The sequence below is a fragment of the Acidimicrobiales bacterium genome, from assembly GCA_016794585.1.
GTDB lineage: Bacteria > Actinomycetota > Acidimicrobiia > Acidimicrobiales > DATDAH01 > JAEUJM01.
This window is the reverse complement of the sequence record JAEUJM010000001.1, coordinates 63455-86846: the sequence shown is the minus strand read 5'-3', so window position 1 is coordinate 86846 and position 23392 is coordinate 63455. Positions and strand designations below refer to the sequence as shown.

The following is a 23392-nucleotide window of genomic DNA, read 5'->3' as shown; positions in this document are numbered from 1 at the left end:
GACGCCGGCGAGCCGACCGGGGTAGACACCTGCGATGACCGCGCCCACCACCGCGCCCCCGGCGCCGCCTCCCCGGCCTCCGGGGCCGGCCCTCCCGGCCGTGACCGCGCAGGCCGAGCGCAAGCGCCGCCTCGCGGTGATGAAGCGGCGCGCCACGGCCCTGCTCGGCCTGGCCACCGCGATCTTCCTGGCGGTCACGGTCTGGGGCGGCGACTCCACCGCCGCCGGCTACGTGCAGGCCACCGCCGAGGCGGCCATGGTCGGTGGCCTGGCCGACTGGTTCGCGGTCACCGCCCTGTTCCGCCACCCGCTGGGGATCCCGATCCCCCACACGGCCATCATCGTGGCCAAGAAGGACCAGTTCGCCGAGACCCTCGGCGAGTTCATCCAGGACGCGTTCCTCACCCCCGAAGCGGTGACCGAGCGCATCCGGGCCGCCAACGTCGGCGTGCGGGTGGCGGGCTGGCTGCGGGACCCGGACAACGCCGCCCGGGTCGCCGCGGAGGCGATGGACGGCGCCGTGCAGGTGAGCGACCTCGTGCGAGACGAGGACGTGCACCGGGTGCTCCAGGGCGTGGTCCGGGACCGCCTCGAGACCGTCCCCGTCGCGCCGATGGCGGGGCGCGCCCTCGACTTCATGATCCGCGACGGCCGCCACCAGCAGGCCCTGTCGGTCGGGATCCGCGAGCTCGACCGCTACCTCGCCGAGAACGGGGACGATCTGCGGGCGCAGCTCGGCACCAAGTCGCCGTGGTGGCTGCCCGGCGCCGCCGAGGACCGCCTCTTCGAGCGCCTCATGGAGGGTGCCCACACCCTGCTCGGCGCCATGCTCGTGGACGAGGGCCACCACCTGCGCCAGCGCTTCGAGGAGCGGCTGGCGAAGCTGGCCGACGACCTCCAGCACGACGAGGCGTACCGCCTGCGGGGCGAGGAGCTGAAGGCCGAGCTGCTGGCCCAGCCCCAGGTGAGCGAGTGGGTGGCAGCGCTGTGGCAGGACGCCAAGACCCAGCTGCGCACGCAGGCCGAGGACCCCGACTCCGACCTGCGCCGGCGCCTCACCGACGTGGTGATCGCCACCGGTGAGCGCCTCGACACCGACCCCGAGCTCGCCGCCCGCCTCGACGACGCCGTCGCCACCGCCGCGGCCTACCTCGTCGAGCACTTCCACGGCGAGATCGTCGGCCTCGTCAGCGGCACCATCGCCCGCTGGGACGCCGAGGAGACCGCCGAGCGCCTCGAACTGCTCCTCGGCCCCGACCTCCAGTTCATCCGCATCAACGGGACGGTCGTCGGCGCCCTCGCCGGCCTCGTCCTGCACACCGTGGCGCAGGTCCTCGCCTGAGCGGGGTGGGGTGGGGTGTGGCCTAGCCTCGGCGACCATGATCAGCGAGGCGGACGTCGAGGCGTTCTGGCGGGACGGGGTGGTGTGCCTGCGGGGGGCGGTGCCCGACGCATGGCTCGAGCGCATCGAGGCGCCGGTCGAGGCCACCATGACCTCCGGCGAGTCGGCCGACCTGGGCGTGCTGGCGGCGCCAGGGACGGGCGGCTCGGGCCGTTTCGTGGCCGGCACCGACCACTGGCGCACGAGCGACGACCTCCGCGCCTTCGCCGCGGAGTCCCCGCTGCCCGCCATCGCCGCCGACCTGCTGCGCAGCGAGCACGTGTGGCTCTACGAGGACAGCGTCCTCGTGAAGGAGCCCGGCTCTGCCCTCCGCACCGAGTTCCACACCGACGCCGCCTACTTCCACGCCGCCGGCGACGCCATGTGCACCTTCTGGGTGCCCCTCGACCCGACCGACCAGGCCAACGGCACCCTCACCTTCGTCGCCGGCAGCCACCGCTGGGACCGGGACTTCCGCCCCAACCTCTTCGTCACCACCGACCCCATCCCCGGCACCGAGGGCGAGGTCGTGCCCGACGTGCTGGCCGACCCGGCCCTCGCCGACCAGCTGCTGAGCTTCGACCTCCGGCCCGGCGACCTGACCGTCCACCACGCCCGCACGCTGCACGGTGCCCCCGCCAACGGCTCCGCCGACCGCCGGCGCCGCGCCCTGTCCGTCCGCTACTGCGGCGACGGCGTCACGTGGGCGCCCCGCCCCGGCGTCCCCCTCAACGAGCACCACGCCGCCCTGGCCCCCGGCGCCGCCCTCGGGATGCCGGCCTGCCTCCCCGTCTGGCCGCCGGCGCCCTAGAACTCGTCGACGCAGACCCGGAGCTCGCCGAAGGAGCGGAGGGGGAGGTCGGGGACCTTGGCCAGGTGGGCCAGCACCAGGCACTGGCCGAGGAAGCGGTGGAGCACGTCGTCGTTGACGGCGTCGCGGATGCGCAGCCAGACCCGCTCGCTGGCGATGGGGTCGCGGGGGTCCTCCTCGATCTCGCGGATGGCCTCGATCACCTGGCGAACCGCGCCGGTCACGAGGCGGCGCTGGCGGGCGCTCTTGAGGTGGAACCGGTACGACCGGCGCCGGCCGAGGGTCCACTCGGCGAGCTCGAGGTAGGTGACGAGCTGGGCGCCGATCCCCCGCAGGACGACCTCGAGGTTCTGCGGCCGGCCCCGGAACCGGCGGTGGTCCCCGAGGAGGGCACCGAGCGACTCGTAGCTCTTCCACGGGGCGTCGGGCCCGTCCGTTCCCGACGACGCCGGCAGGGTCGAGAGGTCGGTGCCGGCCTCCCGCAGCGCCTCGACGAGCGAGCGTCGGATGATCTGGGGGGCGTGGAAGGCCTGGCGCACCCGGGCCCGCTGCTCGCGGTCGGCGCGCTGCCACGGGCGGCGCTTGGGGCGCAGGTCGGCGGGCGGGTCGAGCAGGTGCTGCTCCCCCACGTGCACGCCGAAGCGCTCGACCCGGTCGGTGACGACCGGGTCGCCGGCGATGAGGTACCGGTCGGCGGTCACCGAGTACTCGAGGGCGGCCCGGAAGGACGCGTCGCCGACCGTCGGGGCCCCGTAGGTGCTGAGGTGGACGTTGTCCCAGGGCCACGAGCGCCAGCCGGCCTCGCCCGAGGACTGGGCCCGGGCCGACCCCTCCGGCGCCGCCAGCACCATCGCTGCGGTGAAGTGGGTGGCGAGCGCGCCGCCCAGGCTGTGTCCGCTCACGTGGATGGCCCGCGGCGGACCGGGCCGGTCGATGGCGTCGAGGCAGCGGGTGATGTTGGGGAGGGTCTCGGCCATGCTGCGGGCGAAGCCCCGGCTCGAGCGACCCGTGCCGGAGATGGCCGGGTCCTCGACCTGGCGCCACAGGTCCATTGCCGTGGTCCAGTCGGGGTTGCCCTGGCCGGCCAAGAAGCCCCGCATCGCCGAGCGGATCACCCAGCCGCTGCGACTCCCCCGGAACACCACGTGCACGTCATAAGCGTCGCCGGCGCCGACGGGCTCACCGGCGCCGCCGAGGTCGCGCACGAGCACGTACCCGAGGAAGCTGCCGTGACCGCCCCGCCGCCACACCTGGCCGGTGAGCCCCTCGAAGCAGAGCAGCTGGTCGGGGCGGGCCGCCCGGTCCCCCGCCGCCCGCCACACGAGCACGGGCTCGGCCGAGCGGTAGGTCGACAGCCACACCTCGCCGATGCGGTCGGCGATGGCCGCCGGGGCGTCGAACGCCTCCCACGTGCCGAGCCGCTCGGGCTTGACGAAGCACGGGCGCACGGGCCCGAGGCGGCGCAGGTCGGTGAGGATGGGGTCGAGGTGGGCCGGGACCCGGCGCTCGGCGAAGCGCTTGCGGGCCCGACCGAGGAAGGCGTCACGGCGGCTGGTCCACGGGCGGGCCATCTGCTCGCTGTAGGGGTCCATGGGCCACAGCAGCGTCTGGGTGTACAGCTGGTAGGCCAGGATGCACAGATCGAGGTGGTAGACGCTCTCGTCGTAAGGAGCCCCGCCGCCGGACACGCACCCCAGCGTGCCACCTCCGGGCCCGCTCAGGACGACGGGACCGGGACCGGCCCGGGCGTCGTACCGGCGTCGCCGACCTCGGCCTCGTGGACGGCGGCGTCGCGGCCCTGCCCGTCGGCGTCGCCGTCCCGCCCGCCGGCGTTGCCATCCCGCCCGTCGGCGTTGTCGGCGTTGTCGCCGTCGTCGGCGACCCGAGGGGGCACGCCGGCGAGGCCGAGCTCGGCGGTGGCCTCCATGGCCTCGACCCCGCTGTGCAGGGCGCCGTGCTGGGCGATCTGACGGGGCAGGAAGCGCAACACGAGCAGGGCGGCGACCCCGGCCAGGACGGCGCCGGCGAAGGCGGCGAAGTGGATACCCGAGACGAACGCCTCCTGGGCGCCTTGGACCAGCCGGCCGCCGGCCTCGGGCCCCGCCTGGGCCGCGGCCTGGAGGGCCCCGGCCAACGAACGTGACGCCTCGCTGCGCTCGCCCGCGGAGAGCGGCCCGAGGTACGAGTCGATGGCGGCGCTGTACCTCGAGGCCGCCAGGCTGCCCAGCACGGCCACGCCGAGGGCGGCGCCGAGCTCGCGGCTCACGTCGTTCATGGCCGAGCCCGCCCCTGCCCGCCGGGGCGGGACGGCCGACATGATGGCGGCGGTCATGGGCGACATCGCCAGGGCCATGCCGCTCACGAGGGCCAGGACACAGGCCAGGACGTACGGGTACGAGGTGTCGACCGCGAGGCGGGTGAACATCAGGAAGCCGAGGGCGACCAGCCCCATCCCCGCGGCCACCGTGCGGTTGGCACCGAATCGGGCGACGAGCCGCGGCGTGAGGGGCGACACGATGATCATGATCGGCGCCATGGGCAGGAAGCGGACGGCCGACGAGAGCGGGGAGTAGCCGAGGATCAGCTGGAAGTACTGGGTGATCAGGAACATCACCCCGAACATCGAGAGGAAGACCAGCACCATGCCGCCGGTGGCGGTGCTGAAGGCGCGGTTGCGGAAGTAGGACATGTCGAGCATGGGCTCGTCGACGCGGGACTCCCAGACCACGAAAAGGCCGAGCACCACGAGGGAGACCACGAAGGCGACGACGGTCTCGGTGCTGGTCCAGCCGACGTCGGGCGCCTGGATGAGGGCGTAGACGAGCGAGCCGAGCCCGACGATGGACAGGCCCGCGCCCACCAGGTCGAGGCGGGCCTCCTCCGGGTCCCTGGACGTGGGCACGAGGAAGACCCCGAGCACGAGGGCGAGCAGGACGATGGGGACGTTGACGAGGAACACCGACCCGAACCAGAAGTGGCCGAGCAGCCAGCCGCTGGCCACGGGGCCGATCGCGCCGGCCGCGCCGGTGACGCCCGCCCAGATGGCGATGGCCTTGGTGCGCTCGTCGGGCGGGAAGATGTTGACGAGGATGGACAGGGTCGACGGCATGATGAACGCCGCCGCGGCACCCATCAGCGCCCGGCAGGCGATGAGCTGCCACATCGACGACGCCTCCGAGGCCAGGGCGGCGGCCACGAGGAAGCCGAGCAGGCCGGCCTGGAGCACGCCCTTGCGACCGAAGCGGTCACCGATGGCGCCGGCGGTGAAGAGCAGGCCGGCGAACACCAGCGAGTACGAGGCGACGACCCACTGGAGCTGCGAGGTGGTGGCGCCGAGGTCGCGGGACAGCGTGGGGAGGGCCACGTTGAGACTCGAGTTGCCCACGAAGACGATGAGCAGGCTGAGGCAGAGCACCCCGAGGGTCCACCAGCGCTTGTCGTAGGGATCGGTGGCGGCCGCGGGCCCGTCGTCGATCGGTGCAGAGGTGGTGGCGCTCGCCATCGGGGCCCTTTCGCAGTGGTCGGGGCAAGGATGGCAGTGCCTGACCTCTGTCACACTGTGAAATACGGCACAGACTGACAGTTTCTTGGCGCCGGGAGTACCCTGACCGCATGGCGGCCACCGGACTCCGTGAGCGGAAGAAGGCCCAGACCCGGGACGCACTCGTGCGCTCGGCGCTGCGCCAGTTCCGCGACCGCGGCTTCGACGAGGTCACGGTGGACGACATCGCCGAGGACTGCGACGTCTCGCCCCGCACCTTCTTCCGCTACTTCACGTCGAAGGAGGAAGTGCTGTTCGGCGACGTCGACGGCGCCCGGGAGCGCCTGCTCGTGAGCTTCGCTGAACAGCCCGCCGACGCCTCGGTCCTCGAGGCGCTGCGGGCGGCGGTGCTGACCGTGGTGGACGAGTACGAGCACGAGCGCGACCTGAAGCTCCTCCGCCACCAGGTGGTGCGCACCACGCCGGCGCTGCAGAGCCGGGCCATCGAGCGCCACCACAGTTGGGTCGCCGACGTGATCGACGCCGTCCGAGGCTCGGCGCGCGCCGAGCGCATGAGCGAGCTCGACCTGCGCCTCGCCGTGGCCACCAGCGCCACCGCCCTCGGCGTCGCCACCGACCTCTGGGTCGAGGACGGCGGCCGCGGCGACCTCACCGCACTCCTGACCACCGTGCTCGACCGCCTCCGCGACGGCCTGGACGCCTGAACCTCAGGTGCGGGCGGCGCCGGCCATGGCCTTGCCCATGGCGGCGAGGCTGCGGAGCACGCCGGGCATGCCCGCCACCGCGCCCCGGATGTCCCGCCGCAGGGGCACCCGGTAGGTGCTGGTGCGGGGGCCGACGCGGTCGGGCATCCAGCAGGAGTGCAGCATCAGGTTGGGGTTGAAGCCGGGCGCCGTGGCTCGGGCCAGGGGGCCGGCCTCGAGATGGCCGGCGTCGAAGACCTGGATCTCCTTGGGGCCGTTGCGGTGCACCACGACCACGACGTAGCCGTCGTCGGGGTCGTCGGCGCCGGCCCGGGGCACGAACGTCGGCGGCGAGGGGAAGGCGCCGTCCTCGTAGCTCCACACCTCGGCCACCTTCATGGCCTCGAGGTCGACCCGGGACAGGGTGCCGGGGACCGCCACGTCGGGGAGGTCGTCGGGGGCCACCACGCCGTCGGTGGCGTCGTGGTAGAGCTGCCACCAGGTCTCGGGGATCAGGTCGGGGTCGAATCCGGCGCCGGCGTACCAGAGCTGGCGGTGGTGGGCCCGGGAGGCGGGCCGGTAGGTGTCGGCGGTGGGCAGGACCCCACCCCACACCCGTTCGCCATCGACGGCGACGTCACCCTCGACCACCTCGCCGGTGGCGGGGTCGATGACGTAGCGCCCGATCACCGACGGCTGCACCGCCAGCGCGATGAGGCCCTCGTAGTCCTTGGCGATGGGCCGGCCGTTGCGGTGGTCGAGCTCGTCGGCGGTGAGCGTGAGCACGAGGTCCGCGAGCGGCGCGTGCTGGAGGATCACCCGGAGGCGCCCGTCGGGCTCGTCCGCGTCGACGTAGAGGTGACCGGTGGGCATCGGCAGGCGCACCTCGAGGGCGCGCACGGTGCCGCCCGGTGCCGTGGCGGCGACATCGGCCTTGGCCACGATCCAGAGCTTCGTGTGGTCCTGGTTGCGCTGCGAGGGCGGCAGGCCCCGGAAGGTCTCGGGCCCCACCTGGAACGGGAGATCGCTGAACACGACGTGGTCGGCCGAGACCTTGACGTCGTGGATGGAGTCGAAGGGCGACATCCCCTCGATGCGCCACCGGTGCACGGGCCCCTCGAGGTCCCACCGGGCGAGATAGGTGTCGGCGGCCACGTCGGGTGGGGAGACCTGGCTGTAGTTCACGAACCAGAGGGCGTGCTCGTCGTGGTCCGGCGCCGGGTGCGCGGCCACGGCGCACAGTGGCTCGACGAGCCCGGGCACCCCCTGGAGCCACTCGTCGTTGGCCCCCACCGGGGTGAGGAACGCGAGGGTCTCGGGGTCGACCTCGACGGGACGACCGGCGTCGTAGCCGACGAAGAGGCGGTCGTCGAGGGGCTGGACGTTGGTGTTGGCCATGTTGGTGACCCCGAACGGGGACAGCTCCATGAAGGCGACCTTCGTGAAGAGCCGGGGGAAGCGTCGGCGCAACCGGTTCACCGGCGTGTCCACCCGCCGGTGCTCGACCACGATGGCGCCGTCGGCGTCCGGGCGGAGCCGGATCTTCTCGATGAGGCCGTGCTCACCGAACCAGTGGCCACCGGGGCGACGCTTGTCCGGGCCGACGATGAACACCGACCCCTCCACGTCGTCGGGCCAGTGGCCCTCGACCACCCGGAGGCGATGGTCGCGCTCTCCCTGCCCCCAGAAGAGGTTCGTGGTCAGCGTCGCCATCTGAACAGTGTTCACCCCTGAGCCTGCCGCGGCAAGGTCCGTTCCGGGGTCGTCAGCGGAGGGTGTAGGTCACCGGGAGGTGCTTCACGCCGCTGACGAAGTGGGCCCGCTGGTACTCGGGCTCGCCGGCCAGCTCGATGGTGTCGACCCGCTCGAGCACCTTGGCCAGAAGGGTGCGCACCTCGCGGCGGGCCACCTGGGCGCCGAGGCAGTAGTGCATGCCGAGGCCGAACGACAGGGTCTTGTCGGCGTCGGGCCGGGCGACGTCGAAGCGCATCGGGTCGACGAACACCGTGTCGTCCCGGTTGGCCGACGGATACGAGGTGAGCACCACGTCGCCCTTGGCGATGGGCTGGTCGCCGATCACGGTGTCCTCCTGGGTCCAGCGGAAGAAGCTGCGCACCGGGCTGGTCCAGCGGATCATCTCCTCGGCCGCGTTCTGCGCCAGCGACGGGTCCTGCTGCACGGCCCGCAGCTGATCGGGATGGCGCAGCAGCTGCTCCATGCCCCCGGCGAAGGCGAACGACGTGGTGTCGTGGCCGGCCGTGGCCACGATGATGTAGTACCAGAGCAGCTCGGTCTCGCCGAGCGGGCCGCCGTCGACCGTCCCGTTGGCCAGCACGGTGGCGAGGTCCTCGGCGGGGTGGGCCCGGCGGTCGTCGGTGAGCTCGCTGAAGTACTCGGTGAACGTGTCGAGCGTGTCGGTGAGGAAGGCCATCGGATCGGAGAAGTCGCCCAGGTACTCGGGGTCGCCGGCGCCGAAGATCCCCTGCGTGAGGCGCAGCATCATCGCCTCGTCCTGCTCGGGCACCCCGAAGATGGTCATGATCACGTGGAGGGTGAAGGGCACGGCGAGGTCCTGCGCGAGGTCGCAGCTCCCGCCGAGGTCGGCGAGGCGGTCGGCGTACTCGTCGGCGATCTTGTCGATGGCGGGCTGGAGGCGCGACACCGCGGCGGGCTTGAACCAGTCGTTGGTGACCTGGCGGTACTTCTGGTGCTCGTCGCCGTGGATGTGGACGAGGGTGCGGGGCAGGGCGAAGCCCATCGCCTGGAGCAGGTCGTACATGCCGTCGGGGCCAGGGGCGGACTTCTCGGTGTTCCAGAAGATGTCGCTGCGACGGGACACCTCGAACACGTCGGCGTGGGTGGTGATCGCCCAGAACGCCGGCCACCCCTCGGCCTCGACCCGCAGCACGGGCGTGTCCCGCCGGATCTCGGCGGCCACCTCGTGCCAGTGCTCCATGTCCTGGTAGAGGTCCGGCGTGATGAAGATGGCTCCGCGTGGGTCGCTGTGGAGCACGGGCGTGACGCTGGTCTCAGACATGGGAGGGTCCTCCTGGAAGCTCGATTCGATGGTACGGCCTCCCCGCGAGCCCCCTGAACAGACCTTCAGCCGCACGCCTAGCGCCGGCGCGACGGGTCGGGTGGCGTGCGAGGGTGGTGCGGTGCAGGTACTCGTCGTCGAGGACGACCCGACCGTCGCGCGCGGTGTCGCCCGCTGCCTGACCACCGAAGGCTTCTCGGTGGACACGGTCGACGACGGCGCCGAGGGCCTGTCCCGAGCACGGTCGGGCCGCTACGACCTCATCGTGCTGGACCTGATGCTGCCCACCATGAACGGGTTCCGCGTGTGTCGCGCGCTGCGCGAGGCAGACGACTGGACCCCCATTCTCATGCTCACGGCGAAGTCGGGAGAGTACGACGAGGCCGAAGGGCTCGACACGGGTGCCGACGACTTCCTCACCAAGCCCTTCTCCACGGTGGTCCTCCAGGCGCGCGTCCACGCGCTGCTTCGCCGTCCCCGACGACGGGTGGACTGGCCCGCCGTGGGCGACCTGCGCCTCGATCCGATCCGTCGCCGCTGCTACCGCGGCGACGTGGGGGTCGAACTGACCAACCGGGAGATGGAGGTGCTCGCCCTCCTCATGGACCACGCCGATCACACCGTCACCAAGGCCGAGATCCTCGAGCGGGTGTGGGGCCCGTCGTTCGCCGGGGACGAGAACATCGTCGAGGTGTACGTCGGCCATCTGCGTCAAAAGCTGGCCGACCCGGTGGGGCAGTGCTCGATCGTGACCGTGCGAGGCGAGGGCTACCGGCTCCGGACCGATGCGGTCGAACCGTGAGCCGAGCCGTGAGTCGAGCCGCCGGTCGTGCCGCCGGTCGCACAGGGCGGCGCCGGCTCTCCCTCCGGGTGCGCATCACCGCCGGCGCGCTGCTCGTCGTCCTCCTGGCCGTGGCCGGTGCCGGCCGCGCCGTGATCGGGGTCCTCGAGCACGAGATGCTGGAGCAGGTCGACGCCTCGCTCACCTCGACTGCCGACTACGTCGACCGCGCGCTGACGAGCGGCGAGGGGCTCCCCACCGAGGAGGGGCCCAACGACCTCTACGTCCAGTTCCTCGCCGCCGACGGCCGCGTGCTCGGCGCCAGCGACGCGGCGCTGGGGGCACCGGCCCTCACCACGCCGTTGCGCAAGGGGCCCGGCGGGATCACCACGGCCGAGACTGCTCGGTTCGGCACGGTCCGCGTGCTCACCGAGCCGTCACCGGTCGATCCGTCGGTCACCCTCGTGCTCGCCAAGTCGTCCGAACACGTCGGCGAGGTGCGGCGCTCGCTCGAGCGCCTCCTCCTCGCCATGACCGCGGGGCTGACGGTCTTCCTGGGACTGGTCGTGTGGGTGGTCGTCGGCCGTGCCCTTCGCCCCGTCGACACGATGGCCCGCAGCGCCGCGGCGATGGACGACCGGGACCTCAGTCGCCTGGACCGCCCCGGCACCGGGGACGAGCTCGACCGCCTGGCCGACACCCTCAACGACCTCCTCGAGCGACTCGACGCGGCGCTCACCAGGGAGCGGCGCTTCGTGTCAGATGCCAGCCACGACCTGCGAACCCCCATCACCGGGGTCCGCGCCCTGCTCGAGTCCGAGCCCCACGACCTCGCCGCGGTGCGCGCTTCACGGGCGGAGGCACTGGCCGCCGTCGACGCACTGGCGGATCTCGTCGACGACCTCTTGGAACTGGCCAGGGCCGACGGCATCGCCGGCGCACCGGCACCCTTCCTCGGCGGGCCCGTCGACCTCGACGACCTGGTGCTTGCGCAGGCCCGCTCGCTCGAGCGCTCGACCGGGCTGTCCATCGACACCACGGGGGTGTCCGGTGGTCAGGTGCACGGCCGCGACACCGAGCTCGGGCGCGTGGTCGAGAACCTCGCGGCGAACGCCGCCCGGTACGCCGTCAGCACCATCACCTTCGCCGTCCGACAGGAAGGGGAGACCGTGGTCTTCACCGTGACCGACGACGGCCCGGGCATCCCCGAGAGCGATCGCTCGCGGGTGTTCGAGCGCTTCACGACGCTCGATGACAGCCGCTCCGGCGCCCGCGGGGGGACCGGACTCGGCCTGTCGATCGTCGCCGCCATCGTCGCCGGCCACGGCGGGACGGTCACCGTGGGCGACGGTGACGGCCGCGGTGCCCGCTTCACCGTGCGGCTCCCCGCGGCGGATCGCAGCGCCGTCGAACTGCCTGTCTGAAGAGACCTTCAGCGTCGCGTGCACCGGGACATCGCCACCGTGCTCTGATGGCGGGATGGGAGGCGGGCCGGGGGGCCGACCGACGAGCGGGACGGCGGCGCGCCGAACCGACGCGCACCGCAGGGCGCCGGCGCGGCGATGGTCCGGGGCCCTCGTCATCGGCCTGCTCCTCGTCACGGCCTGCGCGTCCGACGGTGAGGAGACGGGACGTCCGTCCTCGGCGCCGCCGACGACGACGGCCGCGCCCGCCGCCGAGGGGTCGACCGTGGACGCCGACGGTCCGGGGTGGGTGCAGTACGGGCACGACCTCGCCAACAGCCGCCTCGACACCGAACCGTCGGCGGTCACGGCCGCCTCCGTCGCCGACCTGGTGCCGGGCTGGTCGATCGACGGCGTCACCGGCGTCACCGGCACGCCCACCGTGGCCGACGGAGTGGCGTACTTCGGCGACTGGCAGGGCACGGTGCACGCCGTCGACCCGGCCACGGGCGAGGAGCAGTGGACCCAGGCCCTCGGCGGGCCGGTCATGGGCTCGGTGGGGATCGCCGACGATGGGCTCTTCGCCTCCAGCGGCGTCACGCTCCACCGCCTCGACCGCGCCACCGGCGTCATCGAGTGGGAGGCCACCACCCACCAACACCCGTTCGCCATGATCTCGTCGTCGCCCGTCGTGGCCGACGGCCTCGTCTTCCAGGGCGTCGCCAGCGGCGAGGTCACCGTTCCCCAGGAGGACTACACCTTCCGGGGCTCCATCGGCGCCTGGGACGCCGAGACGGGCGAGCGGGTCTGGCGCACGATGACCACCCCCGGGGACGAGACCGGTGGCGCCGGGGTGGGCATCTGGTCCACCCCGGCCGTCGACTCGGAGCGGGGGGTGCTCTACGTCGGCACGGGCAACACCTACGAGGAGCCCAGCAGCGAGCTGGCCGACAGCATCCTCGCCCTCGACGTCGGGTCCGGCGAGGTCGTCTGGTCGACGCAGTTCACCGACCCGGACGTGTTCGCCGCCGGCGCCGGCGGCGGCAAGGACGCCGACGTGGGCGCGGCACCGAACCTCTGGACCTCGGACGGCCGGGATCTGGTCGGCGCCGGCGACAAGACCGGCGTGTACCACGCCCTCGACCGAGAGACCGGCGAGGAGGTCTGGCAGACGTCGCTCACGCCCGGGAGCATGCTCGGCGGCGCCATCGGCACCGCCGCATTCGTGGACGGCCTGCTCGTGGTCACCTCGAACGTCGGGAACCCGGAGAACAACGCGCCCCTGAACGAGTCGAAGGTGGCGGCGCTGGACCCGGCCACGGGCACCGTCGAGTGGGAGCTCGACCTCGAGGGCACCGTGTACGCCCCGGTCAGCGCCATCCCCGGCGTGGCCTTCGTCGGCACGAGCACCGGCCTGCTGCTCGCCCTCGACGCCGGGAGCGGGGACGAGCTCTGGCGCTTCCAGGCCCCGGCCCAGACCGGCTCGGGCCCCTCGATCACCGAGGGCGAGCTGCTCTGGGGCTACGGCTACAACCTGTTCGAGGGCCCCGGCGACGGCGGCCTGCTCACCTTCCATCCGGAGTCCGGAGACCAATGATGCGCACCACCCGAACGACCTTCGCCCTCGTAGCCCTCGTGGCCGCCGCCGGCCTGCTGGCCGGCGCCTGCTCGTCCGACGGCGACGGCGGGTCGAGCGAGGGCGCCTCGGCGACCACGGCGGCGGATGGCGCCGGCTCGACGACCACGACCGTGGCCGGCCCGTCCCCCTCGGCCGGCTGCGAGGTGACCCCCGCGGCAGCGCCGGGCACCACCGACGAGATCATCACCGTCGACGGCAACGAGGGGCGCTACCAGCTCATCGTCCCCGAGGGCTACGACGGCACCGAGCCCCTCCCGCTGGTCTTCGGGCTGCACGCGCTCACCGTCAGCTACACCTTCGTGCCCGCGGGCGCCGGCTTCGCCGAGATCGCCGAGGACTACGACTTCATCGGGGTGTCCCCGTCGAACCTCGTCGACAACGGCACCTTCTTCTGGATGGCGGCCCCGGTGCCCGACAACCCCGACGTCGTGTTCATGGAGGCGCTGCTCGACGAGCTCGAGTCCGAGCTCTGCATCGACACCACCAAGGTCTTCAGCACGGGGCAGTCCAACGGCGCCCAGATGTCGTCGGTGCTCGCCTGTCAGGTGTCCGACCGCATCACCGCCGTCGCCCCGATCGCCGGCGTCGAGTTCACGGCCGAGGAGGGCGTGTGCGACGACCGGCCCGTGCCGGTCATGGCCTTCCACGGCGACGCCGACCCCATCGTCACCTACGAGGGCGGGGGTCTCAACGCCGCCACCATCGCCAACATGCACTACTGGAAGGGCGACATCCCCGCCGACGTGCCCGAGCACGAGGGCGTCGACGTGGCCATGGACAACTGGGCCGCCCACAACGGCTGCGAGCCGGGGCGGGTCGAGGAGCGGGTCTCCCCCGAGGTCCTGCGCTTCACGTGGGAGGGCTGCGAGGCCGAGACCGTCCTCTACGTGGTCGAGGGCGGCGGCCACACCTGGCCCGGGCGGCCCACGCCGGGCTTCGAGGAGCAGTTCGGGCCCACGACGCTCGACATCGAGGCCACGCCGTTGATGTTCGAGTTCTTCCTCGGCCCGCCGGACGAAGCCTGACCAGCTCCCTCGGTCCTGGTCAGGAGGCGGGCGGGGGCCCGAGGACGCCGTCGACGAGCGCGTGGATGGTGGCGAGGAGGCGGTCGCCGGCCCGGTTGTCGGGCGCGGCCATGTCGTCGATGACGAGACCCTGGACGGCCAGCACCACGAGATCGACCAGGCCGGCGAGCTCGTCAGGATCACCGAGGCCGTCGGGCAGGGCGAGGCGCGAGAGCTCGTGAAGGCTGGCCACGTGGGCCCGCACCACCGGTTCGAGGCTGGCCCGCAGCACGGCGTCGGTGCGGGCCGCGGTGTAGAGCTCGAAGGCGGCGCCCAGGCGCTCGTCGTGCATCTGGCGCCACAGCAGGTCGACCGCCAGGTGGGCACTGCGCTCGTCGGGCCGCACCGCCTCGACGTCGCGGGCCCAGTCCGCGCGGAGGGCGGCGAAGAGGTGGTCGATGGTGGCGGTCCAGAGGTCGGCCTTGGTGGCGAAGTGCTTGAACAGGGCACCCTGGCTGGTCCCCGCCCGCTTGACGACCTCGGTGGTGGTGAACCCGGCGACGCCGACCTCGACCAGCGTCTCCAGCGCCGCCTCGAGGAGGGCCTGGCGGGTGGCGGCGCGGCGCTCCTCCTGCGTGCGACGAGGCGGGCGGGCGTCCGGGCTCACCCGTCGATCATGCCGCCTGCACGGCCTCCGCCGAGACCGATGAGCCCGTGACCGGTGCGGCCGCTGCATCGGCCCCCGTCGCCGGCGCCCAGCCCGGCCCCCGGAACACGTAGCCCAACCGCTCGGACCACGTCCGCGCGCTGCGCAGGTCGCGGGCGATGGCGAAGTACTCGTGGAAGGCGATGACCCCGAGGTTGAACGATCGGATGTCCTTCGTGAGGCCGTACCGCACCCGGGCGCCCTCCCGCTCGAAGGTGCCGAAGAGGCGGTCCCAGACGATGAGGATGCCGCCGTGGTTCTTGTCGAGGTAGTTGCCGTTGGAGCCGTGGTGCACCCGGTGGTGCGATGGCGTGTTCATGACCGCTTCGAACCACGCCGGCATCCGGTCGATGGCCTCGGTGTGGATCCAGTACTGGTACAGCAGGTTCAGGCCGCCGGCCACGAAGATGAGCCACGGCTCGACACCGACCAGCGCCAGCAGGGGGAAAGTGACGAGGGTCAGGAACGGCGTCCACGGCTGGCGCAGGGCCGTCGACAGGTTGTAGCGCTCACTCGAGTGGTGGTTGACGTGGCCGGCCCAGAAGAAGCGGATCTCGTGCTCCCACCGGTGGGTCCAGTAGTAGAGGAAGTCCCAGCCCACCATGGCCACCACCCAGGCCCACGCCCCGTCGAGCTCCGTCAGGCGGAACCGGTACAGGAAGACGGCCAGCGCGCCCGACAGGGCGGCGTACACCACGCCGATGACGAGCGAGCCGGCGCCCATGGCCAGGTTGGCCACCGTGTCGCGGCGCTCGTAGCCGAGGACGTCGCGACCGGCTGATCTCTGGCGGGGCAGCGCCACCGCCTCGACCCCGATGCCCACGAGGTACACCGGGACCGACACCAACAACACGATGAGGTGCTCCATGCGGTGACGGTAACACTTAGAAAGTGACTTGTCACTATCTTTGTTGGAAAGCTCCCTGCCCTCCACCGACGGTCGTTGGCTGCTGCGCAGGCTGAGGTCGTGGTCCTCCCGGGCAGGGCCGTAGGTGAGCCCGACTCGTCGGCTCTCAAGGTCGCAGTTGTGCTCCTAGCAGTAGCGACATGCTGGCGCTTGCGCCGGTCAACCGGCTGACGGATCGGCGGTAGGCCGACGCTCGTCGAAGGACGATCGGAGCAAGAGAACAAGAGAAGGGGAGCGAGCGCCTTGCGGGCATCCGCGTGCACCGGCGCTATCAGCGTGCCGCGCTCCCACCCCGGCTGGCCGGGCCAAGGGTGGAGAGGCACCCAGTCCGAAGGCTCTCCGAATCGCCCGTCGTTGCCGTGCCGAGCGCTCAGCGCCCGCATCGCGTGCGCCTGCGCCAGGTCAGCAAGACGACGGGCTGGCGATTGATGCCCGCAGTACGACTAGCCCTCCAGCCTGCACCGAGACCTCCACCTCATTGGTTTGGGACGCGAATCGCTTCTCGAAAATCAGGTAAACCCCGGGAGGCGGAGCATCGACGGGGCTTGACCGTACCGGCTCCGCGCGGATTTCATCCCAGCCGCCTCGCCGCAGGCTGTCCTCTAGCTCCGAGACGGCCTGTGCCTCAAGATCTCGCACTGCGAACCGCCGCTCAATATATGGTTCGGTCTCATCAGAACCGTCACTAGTGCACCTCGTGCGTTCAGTAGTGTCCAGCAAAAGGGCATCCTGTGGGATTACACGAAAGACCGCATCCGTGCGCAGCTCTGCGAATTCATCTGATGCGCCGTCACTTTGCTCAGCGGATAAGTATGCCCTGATGAGTAGTGCTGTGGCTAGCAGCGCTACTACGGCTAGAAGAGCTGCCAGCCAGCGCCGCGTCATGGTGACCCTGCGGTCCTCATAGGCGACAAACTGATGTCTCGATCCGTGGCCGAACTCGTCGCCTGACTCACGAGTCGGTCACCTTGCATTTACGAGTTAAATCGGTGTCCACGATTCGGCGCACCCAATACGGCCCTTCCACCGAGGCCATGAGACCTGATGTTACTGCAGACCTTCCGACTACAACACTTACGGCTAGTCCAGCACCATCATTGTGAACATCCATTTGGCGGCCACATTGGTCTTGGTCTCGGATGTTCTCATGCGCAGCAAGAAGATATGCTGCACTACCCAAGCCATAACGCTCGGCCACATGGAAGCTCCAGAGCGCGTGCTGAAAGGCATTCGCTGGACCAAGACCACTGCCAGTTCCGAACTCGATAGCAGCATTCAGCGCTGATCGGTATGCCGCCTCAATATACCCACCACAGTCAACCTGCAGTAGATCGATGCAGACGAACTGCTCAGTCGCGTTGAGCTGGAATCGGGGCACGCCGTGGTAGTCGTAGTTCGGACTATCATCTGCAGCAACCCAACTCGCGAGTGCCACATAGGTCGACTGCACCAGGCCTCTTGTCACGGGCAGTACGGCCTTGATCAACTGAAGGATGGTCGCATCCGGAGCAACTCTCGGCATCACGATTCCCACGCACCTGGCAGGACCCCCAATGCCCAGCGCGCCAAGCCCGCATCCAATCTGTCGGCCACCGAAGATCGAATCACTCGCTCGGAGCCCGAGGGGGTCCGTACGGTTGGTGGGGTCGTTGTTGGCGTAGGGGTAGGGGTTGCCGACTGTCGGGGTGCCGTCGACGCTGTCGAGGGGGTCGGGGGTGGTGAAGGTGCCGGTGGTGGGGTCGTAGTCGCGGTTGCGGAGGTGGATGAGCCCGTCGAGGTGGAGCTCGGCCCGGTAGCCGGGCCACATCGGCGAGTCGGGTGGATGGCTGGGCGTCCCGTAGGGGCCGTAGCCGACGGGGGCGGCGGCGTCGGGTGCGGGCAGGGTGGAGCCGTCGTAGTTGTAGCTGTAGAAGCCGAACGCGACGGTGCTGTTGTTCACGAGGAACTCGTAGCCGACGCGTTCGTTGCCGAACACGCTGCGGCTCCAGGTGTCTTCGCCGAGGTAGTTCTCGAGCACCTGGGGAACGGCCCGGGTGGGGTCCCAGGTGAGGTCGAAGTCGTGGTCGTCGGTGCTGACCCCGGTGAGGCGGCCGTCGCCGTCGTAGGTACGGTCGGTGATGGCCGTCCCACTCGCCGTCTCGTGCTCGATGGTGGTGGGCAGGCCGCGTGGGTCGTAGGTGGTGGCGTCGGTGTCGGTGCCGTCGGTCACCTGGGTGCGGCGGCCGTCGTCGTCGTAGGAGTAGGTGGTGTCGGCCCCGGCGCCGGGCGGGTCGACCAAGGTGATCTGGCCGAGGTCGTTCGACGTGTAGCCCGTCACCGCTGAATCAACGGTCTCTGTGAGGCGAACCCCGCGAGGGTCGTAGGTGTAGCCGGTGGTCGACGCGTAGCTGTTGGGGCCGGTCACCGCCCGGGAGAGCAACTGGCCGGCCTCGTCGTAGGAGTACTCCGCCGTGTAGCCGTTGGTGTCCTCGCTGGCGCGCCGTCCATCGTGTCGCCAAGCGAGCCCCGTCTGGATCTGTTGGCTGGCGATGCCCCATTGCTCGTACGAGGTCGCCAACGGCCCACGGTTCGCTGGGTACCCCCAGTTGCGGTCACCGACCTCATTGTTCAAACCAGCGTGGGTGACGCGGCCGTCGTCGTCGTAGGAGTAGTTGGCGGCAGGCCACCACATGTCGATCTGGGGCACGTACACGTCGGAGTTCGTCATGCGGCCGAGTCGATCGTGCCTGCCGCGCAGGCTGAGCTCGTGGTCCTCGTGGGCGGGATTGTAGACGAGCCCGACGGGTCGGCCCTCGAGGTCGTAGGTGTACCGGTAGCTATAGCTGGCGTTGTGGACGCCTGGCATCGTGAAGTCGGTGATCTGCCCGGTGCGATCCCACGTGTAAGTGGTGTCGCCCTGGGGGTCGGTCATCTGGGTGCGTTGACCGTGGTCGTCGTACCACTGCTCCACCGTCACGTCATCCTCGCCGAGAGTCGACGTCGTTGTGTGGACCAGCCCGCTCGCCCAGTAGGTGCGGGCCTCTACCCGGCCGCTCGGGCGGGTGATCGCCGACAGCCGTCCGGTCTCACCGTTGTCGTCCGCATACGAGTAGAGGGTGGGACCGGCCGCACCGGTTCGGGACGCCCCGGTCACATGGTCGTCGAGGTTGTACTCCCAGGTCTCGCCGACGCTGTGCACGCTTCCTGCCGGGGTGTTGCGAGCCGACGTGGTGCGGTGGGTGCGGTTGTTGCGCCCGTCGTAGCCGTAGGTGACCACGCAAGCTGACGCGCAGCTACCTTCGGCCCGAGGATCGGCGACGGTGCGCAGGGTGCCGTCCGAGTAGTAGCTGTAGACCGTCGCTGGATAGCTGGTGTCTGCCGGGTCGTGCGCTTCGGTGCTGGTGGCGAGCTCACCGCGGTCGGTGTAGGTGCTGGTGGCCACCGCGGTGCCGGTCCCGGTCGGCGACGGCGTCGTGGTCGACACGACCCGCCCGGCCGGGTCGTAGGCGTAGCTGCGGGTGGCACCCCCGGGGGAGGTCTCGGATTCCACGCGCCCGTCGGCGTCGTAGTCGGTGTGCGCGGCGGGCCCGCCTGGGGCGATCACGTCGGTCTGTTGACCGGCGTCGTCGTAGCGGTACCGGGTCACGGTCGGGCCGAAACCCTCGGTGGTGGTCTCCACCTCGGCTGCCTCGCCACCTCCGTCGAGCTCACCTACGTCGCCCCGCTCCGAGGCCCACGTGACGGTATAAGGGCCGCCGTCATCGCCGGTTACTGTGAGGTCGCCGTCGAACACGTTAGGGAGGTCCAACAGCGCGTCCTGCAACGCCGAGGCAGGGGCGTCTACGGACACGGCGTCGGTCTCGTGTCCCTCGAACTCGAGGCGGAACGTGCCGCCCGGGGCGATCACCGTGACGATCTGGACCTCGGCTGTGTCGTCGCCCCACTCGTAGCTGGCCGCATCGACCGGGGGGTGGACCTCGGCGGCGAGACGGCCGGCGTCCGTGTAGCGGTACTCGACCACCCGGTCGGTGTGGTCCCACTGGGCGGGGTCCGCTTCGTCCGGGGCGTCGTCGTCGCCGTTCAGGTCAGTGATCTCGTACTGGACGCGGCCTGCCTCATCGTAATGGGTCCAGGTGCGGCGCGCGTCGGCCCCGTCGCCCTCGACCGTTTCGATCACCCGATCGGCGCTGTCGTACTCGTAGTGGGTGTGAGCCCGCACGGCGTTGTCGTCCTGGTCGACGTCTCCCTGAGGGCCCCACACGTCGGTGACCCGGCCCCGCAAGTCGTAGTCCGTGGTCCCCGTCTTCGCCGGGTCGTCAGGATCCTCGCTGTCGGTGCCGGCGGTGGTCTCGGTGAGCCGGCCGCTCTCGTCGTACCGGTAGAAGGTGAGAACCCCTTCGGGGCTCGAGGTGCGCTCGAGACGGCCGAGATCCGAGTAGGTGTGGGTGGTGGTGGCGAGCGGGTCGTTCTCGGAATCAGAGGAGTCCCCGACCTGTTCCTGTACGAGGTTGCCCGCCGCGTCGTAAGTCGACACCCGGATATCGGGAGCCGACTCGTCGCTGTGGTCGGGGTCGGGTTCGGTCTCGGTATCGGTCCACCCGCCGCCACTCAAGTAGTCGCGCTCGTAGGTCCACACCTTGTCCGCCTGGTCGGTGCGGGTGTGGAGGGAGCCGTCGAGCCAGTACGTGTAGTGGATCGTCGGCCCCGCCGGGGGCGTGGACCCGAACTCACACGAGGACGCTCCGCACGTCCGCGACACCTGCACCGGCCCGATCTCCTCGCTCACCCGGCCGGCGCCGTCGTAGACCGTCCAGGTCTCGTTGCCCAGCGGGGTGCGCACGACCTGTGGCCGACCGGCGGCGTCGTAGCCGAAGTACGTGGTCTGCACGCCGGCCTGCCCCATGTCGTCATCGATCGTCGAAGCGAGCAGTTGCCCCGTGGCGCCGTCCCACGAGTAGTCGGTGCGCACCCCGTCCGCGTCCTCGGTGAACGACGGCAACCCAGGTCCCGCGGTGTCAGGTCCAATCTCGGTGGTGGCCTCGGCGTCGGTACCGGCCGCCGTGGTCACCGAGGACGGCGAGAACTCCCCGGGCACGCACGGATACCCGGCGTCGGTGTCGGCGCCGTAGGTGTACTCGGTGACCGTGCCGTCCGCCGCGGTGACCGAGAGCACCCGGGGGTCGCTCGAGGTGGACTCGTTGCAGTACGTGGCGCCGATCCACCCCTCGGTCGTGTGAGCGATGTCGGGGTCGGGAAGATCGACCCGCGTCAGCCGCCCCGCTGTGTCGAACGTCGGGTCCGTGCGCGCCCCCGAGCGGTCATCGGTCTGGTCGAGCTGATCGCGCAACCACGTCCACGACGCCGACTGGTTGAACGGGTCCTCCACCGCCAAGAGACGCCCGTCGACGTCATGGAAGTACTTCACCGTCTCGACCGATCCGTCGCCGTCGTCGTGGGTGACCGTGGTCAGCGCGGTCTGAGTCGACGAGTTGAACTCCTCGTAGTCGAACGTCGCGACATCCCCGCTGGACAGCACCTGCTCGACCACCCGACCCTGGTCGTCGTAGTCGTTGTGGATGCGTTGCACATCGACGCTCTCGGCAACGGCGGTCGTGATCGTCTCGAGCTGGTGCGTCGTCGGGTAGTAGGTGAAGGTCTCGCCGCCCGGATCCTCGGTCGCCAGGTGCGGCTGCGACGCCCACACCAGCCGCCCGTCCTCGTACAGGTAGTCGACCTCGGCGCCGTCAGGCCCAGTGGCCGTGTCGATCAGCCCGTCCGCGTTCGAGTCCGCGAACCCGATCGAATAGGCCTCGCTCGACCCATTGTAGGCGACCAGGCCGCCAGCGGTGTAGGGCGCGGTCATCTGGTAGGTGACGTCCACCGAATGGCCCTGCCCGTCGTCCTTGCCGAGCAGGCGACCGTCGAGATCGAAGGTCCACAACTCACCACTGTCGAACAACACCGTCCGGGTGGATGCACCGGTGTCCTCGGTCACGGTCGCGTACAACTCAACCGGGCCGAGCCAAGTGAGAGCGTGCTCTGGATCAGGGGTGAACGTGACCCGCCGGCCGTCCTCGGTGCGCAACTCGAGCCCCCACGGCATCTCCCGGAGCGAAACGTCCAGCGGCGTCGTCCAACCGACCCCCAGTACCCCGACCCGCTGCGAGACCGGGTCCGGCACCGACAACTCATCCATGGCGTTGTAGGTCCGGGACCACTCCAAACCGTAGGACCCGCCGGGTGCGGCAAGGTCGACGGTACGGTCGTAGAAGCTGCCGGTCCCGGTGTTCACGGGGTCCGCCGCCGAGCCTCCAGTGGGCGACACCCCCAGCATGTTCGCCAAGCGGGTGCTGATCGTCCCCAACGCCACCGAGAAGCTCGCTCCCCCGGCACTCACCATCGTCATGTGGTTCATGCCGACTGTCCGCGTCGGGACGGGCCGCGCGAACTCCTCCGGGTTGTCATCCCGATTCCCGTTCGCCAGCCCACCGAGGTAGTCGTGCCCCCACGACCACAACCGGCCGCCGCTGTCGATCGCAAGTGAGATCCCCGCACCCGCGCTCACATCGACCACGCCAGAGATCCCCGCCTGCACCGGATCCTCCTCGAACTCGGAGGTCGTGCCGCCACCCAGTTGCCCCATGAAGTTCCCGCCCCACCCCCAAACGGTCCCATCGTCGAGCAGCGCCAGGCTGTGATCCACACCGACCGAGAAGTCGACCACCTCACCGGCCAACCCCGTGATCTCGGTGGGTGTTGCTGTGAAACCCGAGACTCCCTCGAGACCGTTCATGTACCCCCACGCCCACAGAGCCCCATCGGCATCCAAGGCGAGCGTCTGGTACATCGGGTTGTTGCCACCGTTCGTGCCAGTGCTGACCTCGACGATGTCACTCAAGCCCGCTACTTGCACCGGCTCGTCGAGGCACGGGTACGACGTGTCCGGATCGTCACCCGTCGGGTGGCCCCAATGCCACACGGTCCCGTCGTCGAGCACGGCCAACGACTCCTCGCCCGCCGCGATCGAGACGACACCGTCCAGATCAGGCACCGGTCCCGGATCCTGGCCGCTCGTCGTCTGACTCCCACGACCCAGCTGTCCGCAATCGTTGCGGCCCCACCCGACGACGGTCCCGTCGTCGAGGAGCGCCAACGAGTACTCACGGCCGGCCGTCACCCTCACCGCATCCCCGCCGTCGTAGGCAAGACCAGGAGTGCTGCGAACCCCCGGTCCCGCAGCAGCGACCTCGCGATAGGCGTTCTTCCCCCACGCCCACACGTCACCATCCTCCCGAACGGCCAGGACGTGATCGTGTCCAGCCGAGACGTCGGTGACGTCACCAGGTAGGTGGACAGGTAGAGCCAACGAGGTCGAGTTCAGCTCACCCGGGTTGATCAACGACGCCGTACCCACACCCAGGTAACCCCTCCCGTTGTAGCCCCAACTCCACGCAGCGATCGGGTCCACCGGCACGTCCGGCGGCTCCGCACCAACAGGACCGACCGCGGACACAGGCGTCGGAACCCAAGACAACATCGTCGCCCCCAGACCCATCAGC

General features: G+C 70.7%; 14 protein-coding genes. 7 read left to right on the top strand and 7 right to left on the bottom strand.

Translation table 11 applies throughout. From position 1 onward, the window contains the following. The first annotated feature begins 34 nt into the window (after nt 1-34). Both JNK12_00345 and JNK12_00340 read left to right on the top strand, forming a co-directional pair. Nucleotides 35-1342, top strand: a complete 1308-nt coding sequence (locus JNK12_00345; GenBank protein MBL8774339.1) for a DUF445 domain-containing protein — start codon at nt 35-37, stop codon at nt 1340-1342. 37 nt (nt 1343-1379) lie between these two features. Beyond that, nucleotides 1380-2192 carry a phytanoyl-CoA dioxygenase family protein gene (locus JNK12_00340; GenBank protein MBL8774338.1) on the top strand — a complete coding sequence of 271 codons (813 nt, stop codon included), beginning with the start codon at nt 1380-1382 and terminating at the stop codon, nt 2190-2192. On the opposite strand, the gene JNK12_00335 is transcribed toward JNK12_00340, so the two are convergent. Both JNK12_00335 and JNK12_00330 read right to left on the bottom strand, forming a co-directional pair. After that, nucleotides 2189-3880 (bottom strand): hypothetical protein, encoded by a 1692-nt coding sequence (locus JNK12_00335; GenBank protein ID MBL8774337.1) that lies wholly within the window; start codon nt 3878-3880, stop codon nt 2189-2191. The two genes, JNK12_00340 and JNK12_00335, sit on opposite strands and share 4 nt — an antisense overlap. Nucleotides 3881-3909: 29 nt before the next feature. Further along, nucleotides 3910-5694: an MFS transporter gene (locus JNK12_00330; GenBank protein MBL8774336.1), complete on the bottom strand. Its 1785-nt coding sequence runs from the start codon at nt 5692-5694 to the stop codon at nt 3910-3912. Between the two features lie 110 nt (nt 5695-5804). On the opposite strand from JNK12_00330, the gene JNK12_00325 reads away from it, so the two are divergent. Then, on the top strand, nt 5805-6398 hold the full coding sequence (locus tag JNK12_00325) for a TetR family transcriptional regulator (GenBank protein MBL8774335.1): 594 nt from the start codon (nt 5805-5807) through the stop codon (nt 6396-6398). A gap of 3 nt (nt 6399-6401) precedes the next feature. Here the strand turns inward: JNK12_00325 and JNK12_00320 are convergent, their stop codons facing one another. Together JNK12_00320 and JNK12_00315 are read right to left on the bottom strand one after the other, a co-directional pair. Continuing rightward, nucleotides 6402-8090: a carotenoid oxygenase family protein gene (locus JNK12_00320; GenBank protein MBL8774334.1), complete on the bottom strand. Its 1689-nt coding sequence runs from the start codon at nt 8088-8090 to the stop codon at nt 6402-6404. A 52-nt stretch (nt 8091-8142) separates the two neighbouring features. Next, complete coding sequence (locus JNK12_00315; GenBank protein MBL8774333.1) at nt 8143-9414, bottom strand: cytochrome P450; 1272 nt, start codon at nt 9412-9414, stop codon at nt 8143-8145. A 121-nt stretch (nt 9415-9535) separates the two neighbouring features. On the opposite strand from JNK12_00315, the gene JNK12_00310 reads away from it, so the two are divergent. From JNK12_00310 to JNK12_00295, 4 genes are read left to right on the top strand one after another with little or no spacing between them, the layout of a single operon-like run. Next, nucleotides 9536-10216, top strand: coding sequence for a response regulator transcription factor (locus JNK12_00310; GenBank protein ID MBL8774332.1), 681 nt, complete (start codon nt 9536-9538; stop codon nt 10214-10216). Next, entirely contained in the window at nt 10213-11619 is a 1407-nt protein-coding gene (locus JNK12_00305; protein MBL8774331.1) for a HAMP domain-containing histidine kinase, read from the top strand. Before JNK12_00310 ends, JNK12_00305 begins: the two co-directional genes overlap by 4 nt. Nucleotides 11620-11674: 55 nt before the next feature. Continuing rightward, complete coding sequence (locus tag JNK12_00300) at nt 11675-13195, top strand: PQQ-binding-like beta-propeller repeat protein (protein ID MBL8774330.1); 1521 nt, start codon at nt 11675-11677, stop codon at nt 13193-13195. Next, nucleotides 13195-14262: a hypothetical protein gene (locus JNK12_00295; protein ID MBL8774329.1), complete on the top strand. Its 1068-nt coding sequence runs from the start codon at nt 13195-13197 to the stop codon at nt 14260-14262. The genes JNK12_00300 and JNK12_00295 overlap by 1 nt, the downstream gene beginning before the upstream one ends. Nucleotides 14263-14281: 19 nt before the next feature. On the opposite strand, the gene JNK12_00290 is transcribed toward JNK12_00295, so the two are convergent. The 3 genes from JNK12_00290 to JNK12_00280 form a co-directional block, all read right to left on the bottom strand. Further along, a complete protein-coding gene (locus JNK12_00290; GenBank protein ID MBL8774328.1) occupies nt 14282-14908 on the bottom strand; it encodes a TetR/AcrR family transcriptional regulator in 627 nt (208 codons plus the stop codon). 7 nt (nt 14909-14915) lie between these two features. Next, nucleotides 14916-15815: a sterol desaturase family protein gene (locus JNK12_00285; protein ID MBL8774327.1), complete on the bottom strand. Its 900-nt coding sequence runs from the start codon at nt 15813-15815 to the stop codon at nt 14916-14918. Between the two features lie 991 nt (nt 15816-16806). Next, complete coding sequence (locus tag JNK12_00280; protein MBL8774326.1) at nt 16807-23307, bottom strand: hypothetical protein; 6501 nt, start codon at nt 23305-23307, stop codon at nt 16807-16809. Nucleotides 23308-23392: the final 85 nt, after the last annotated feature.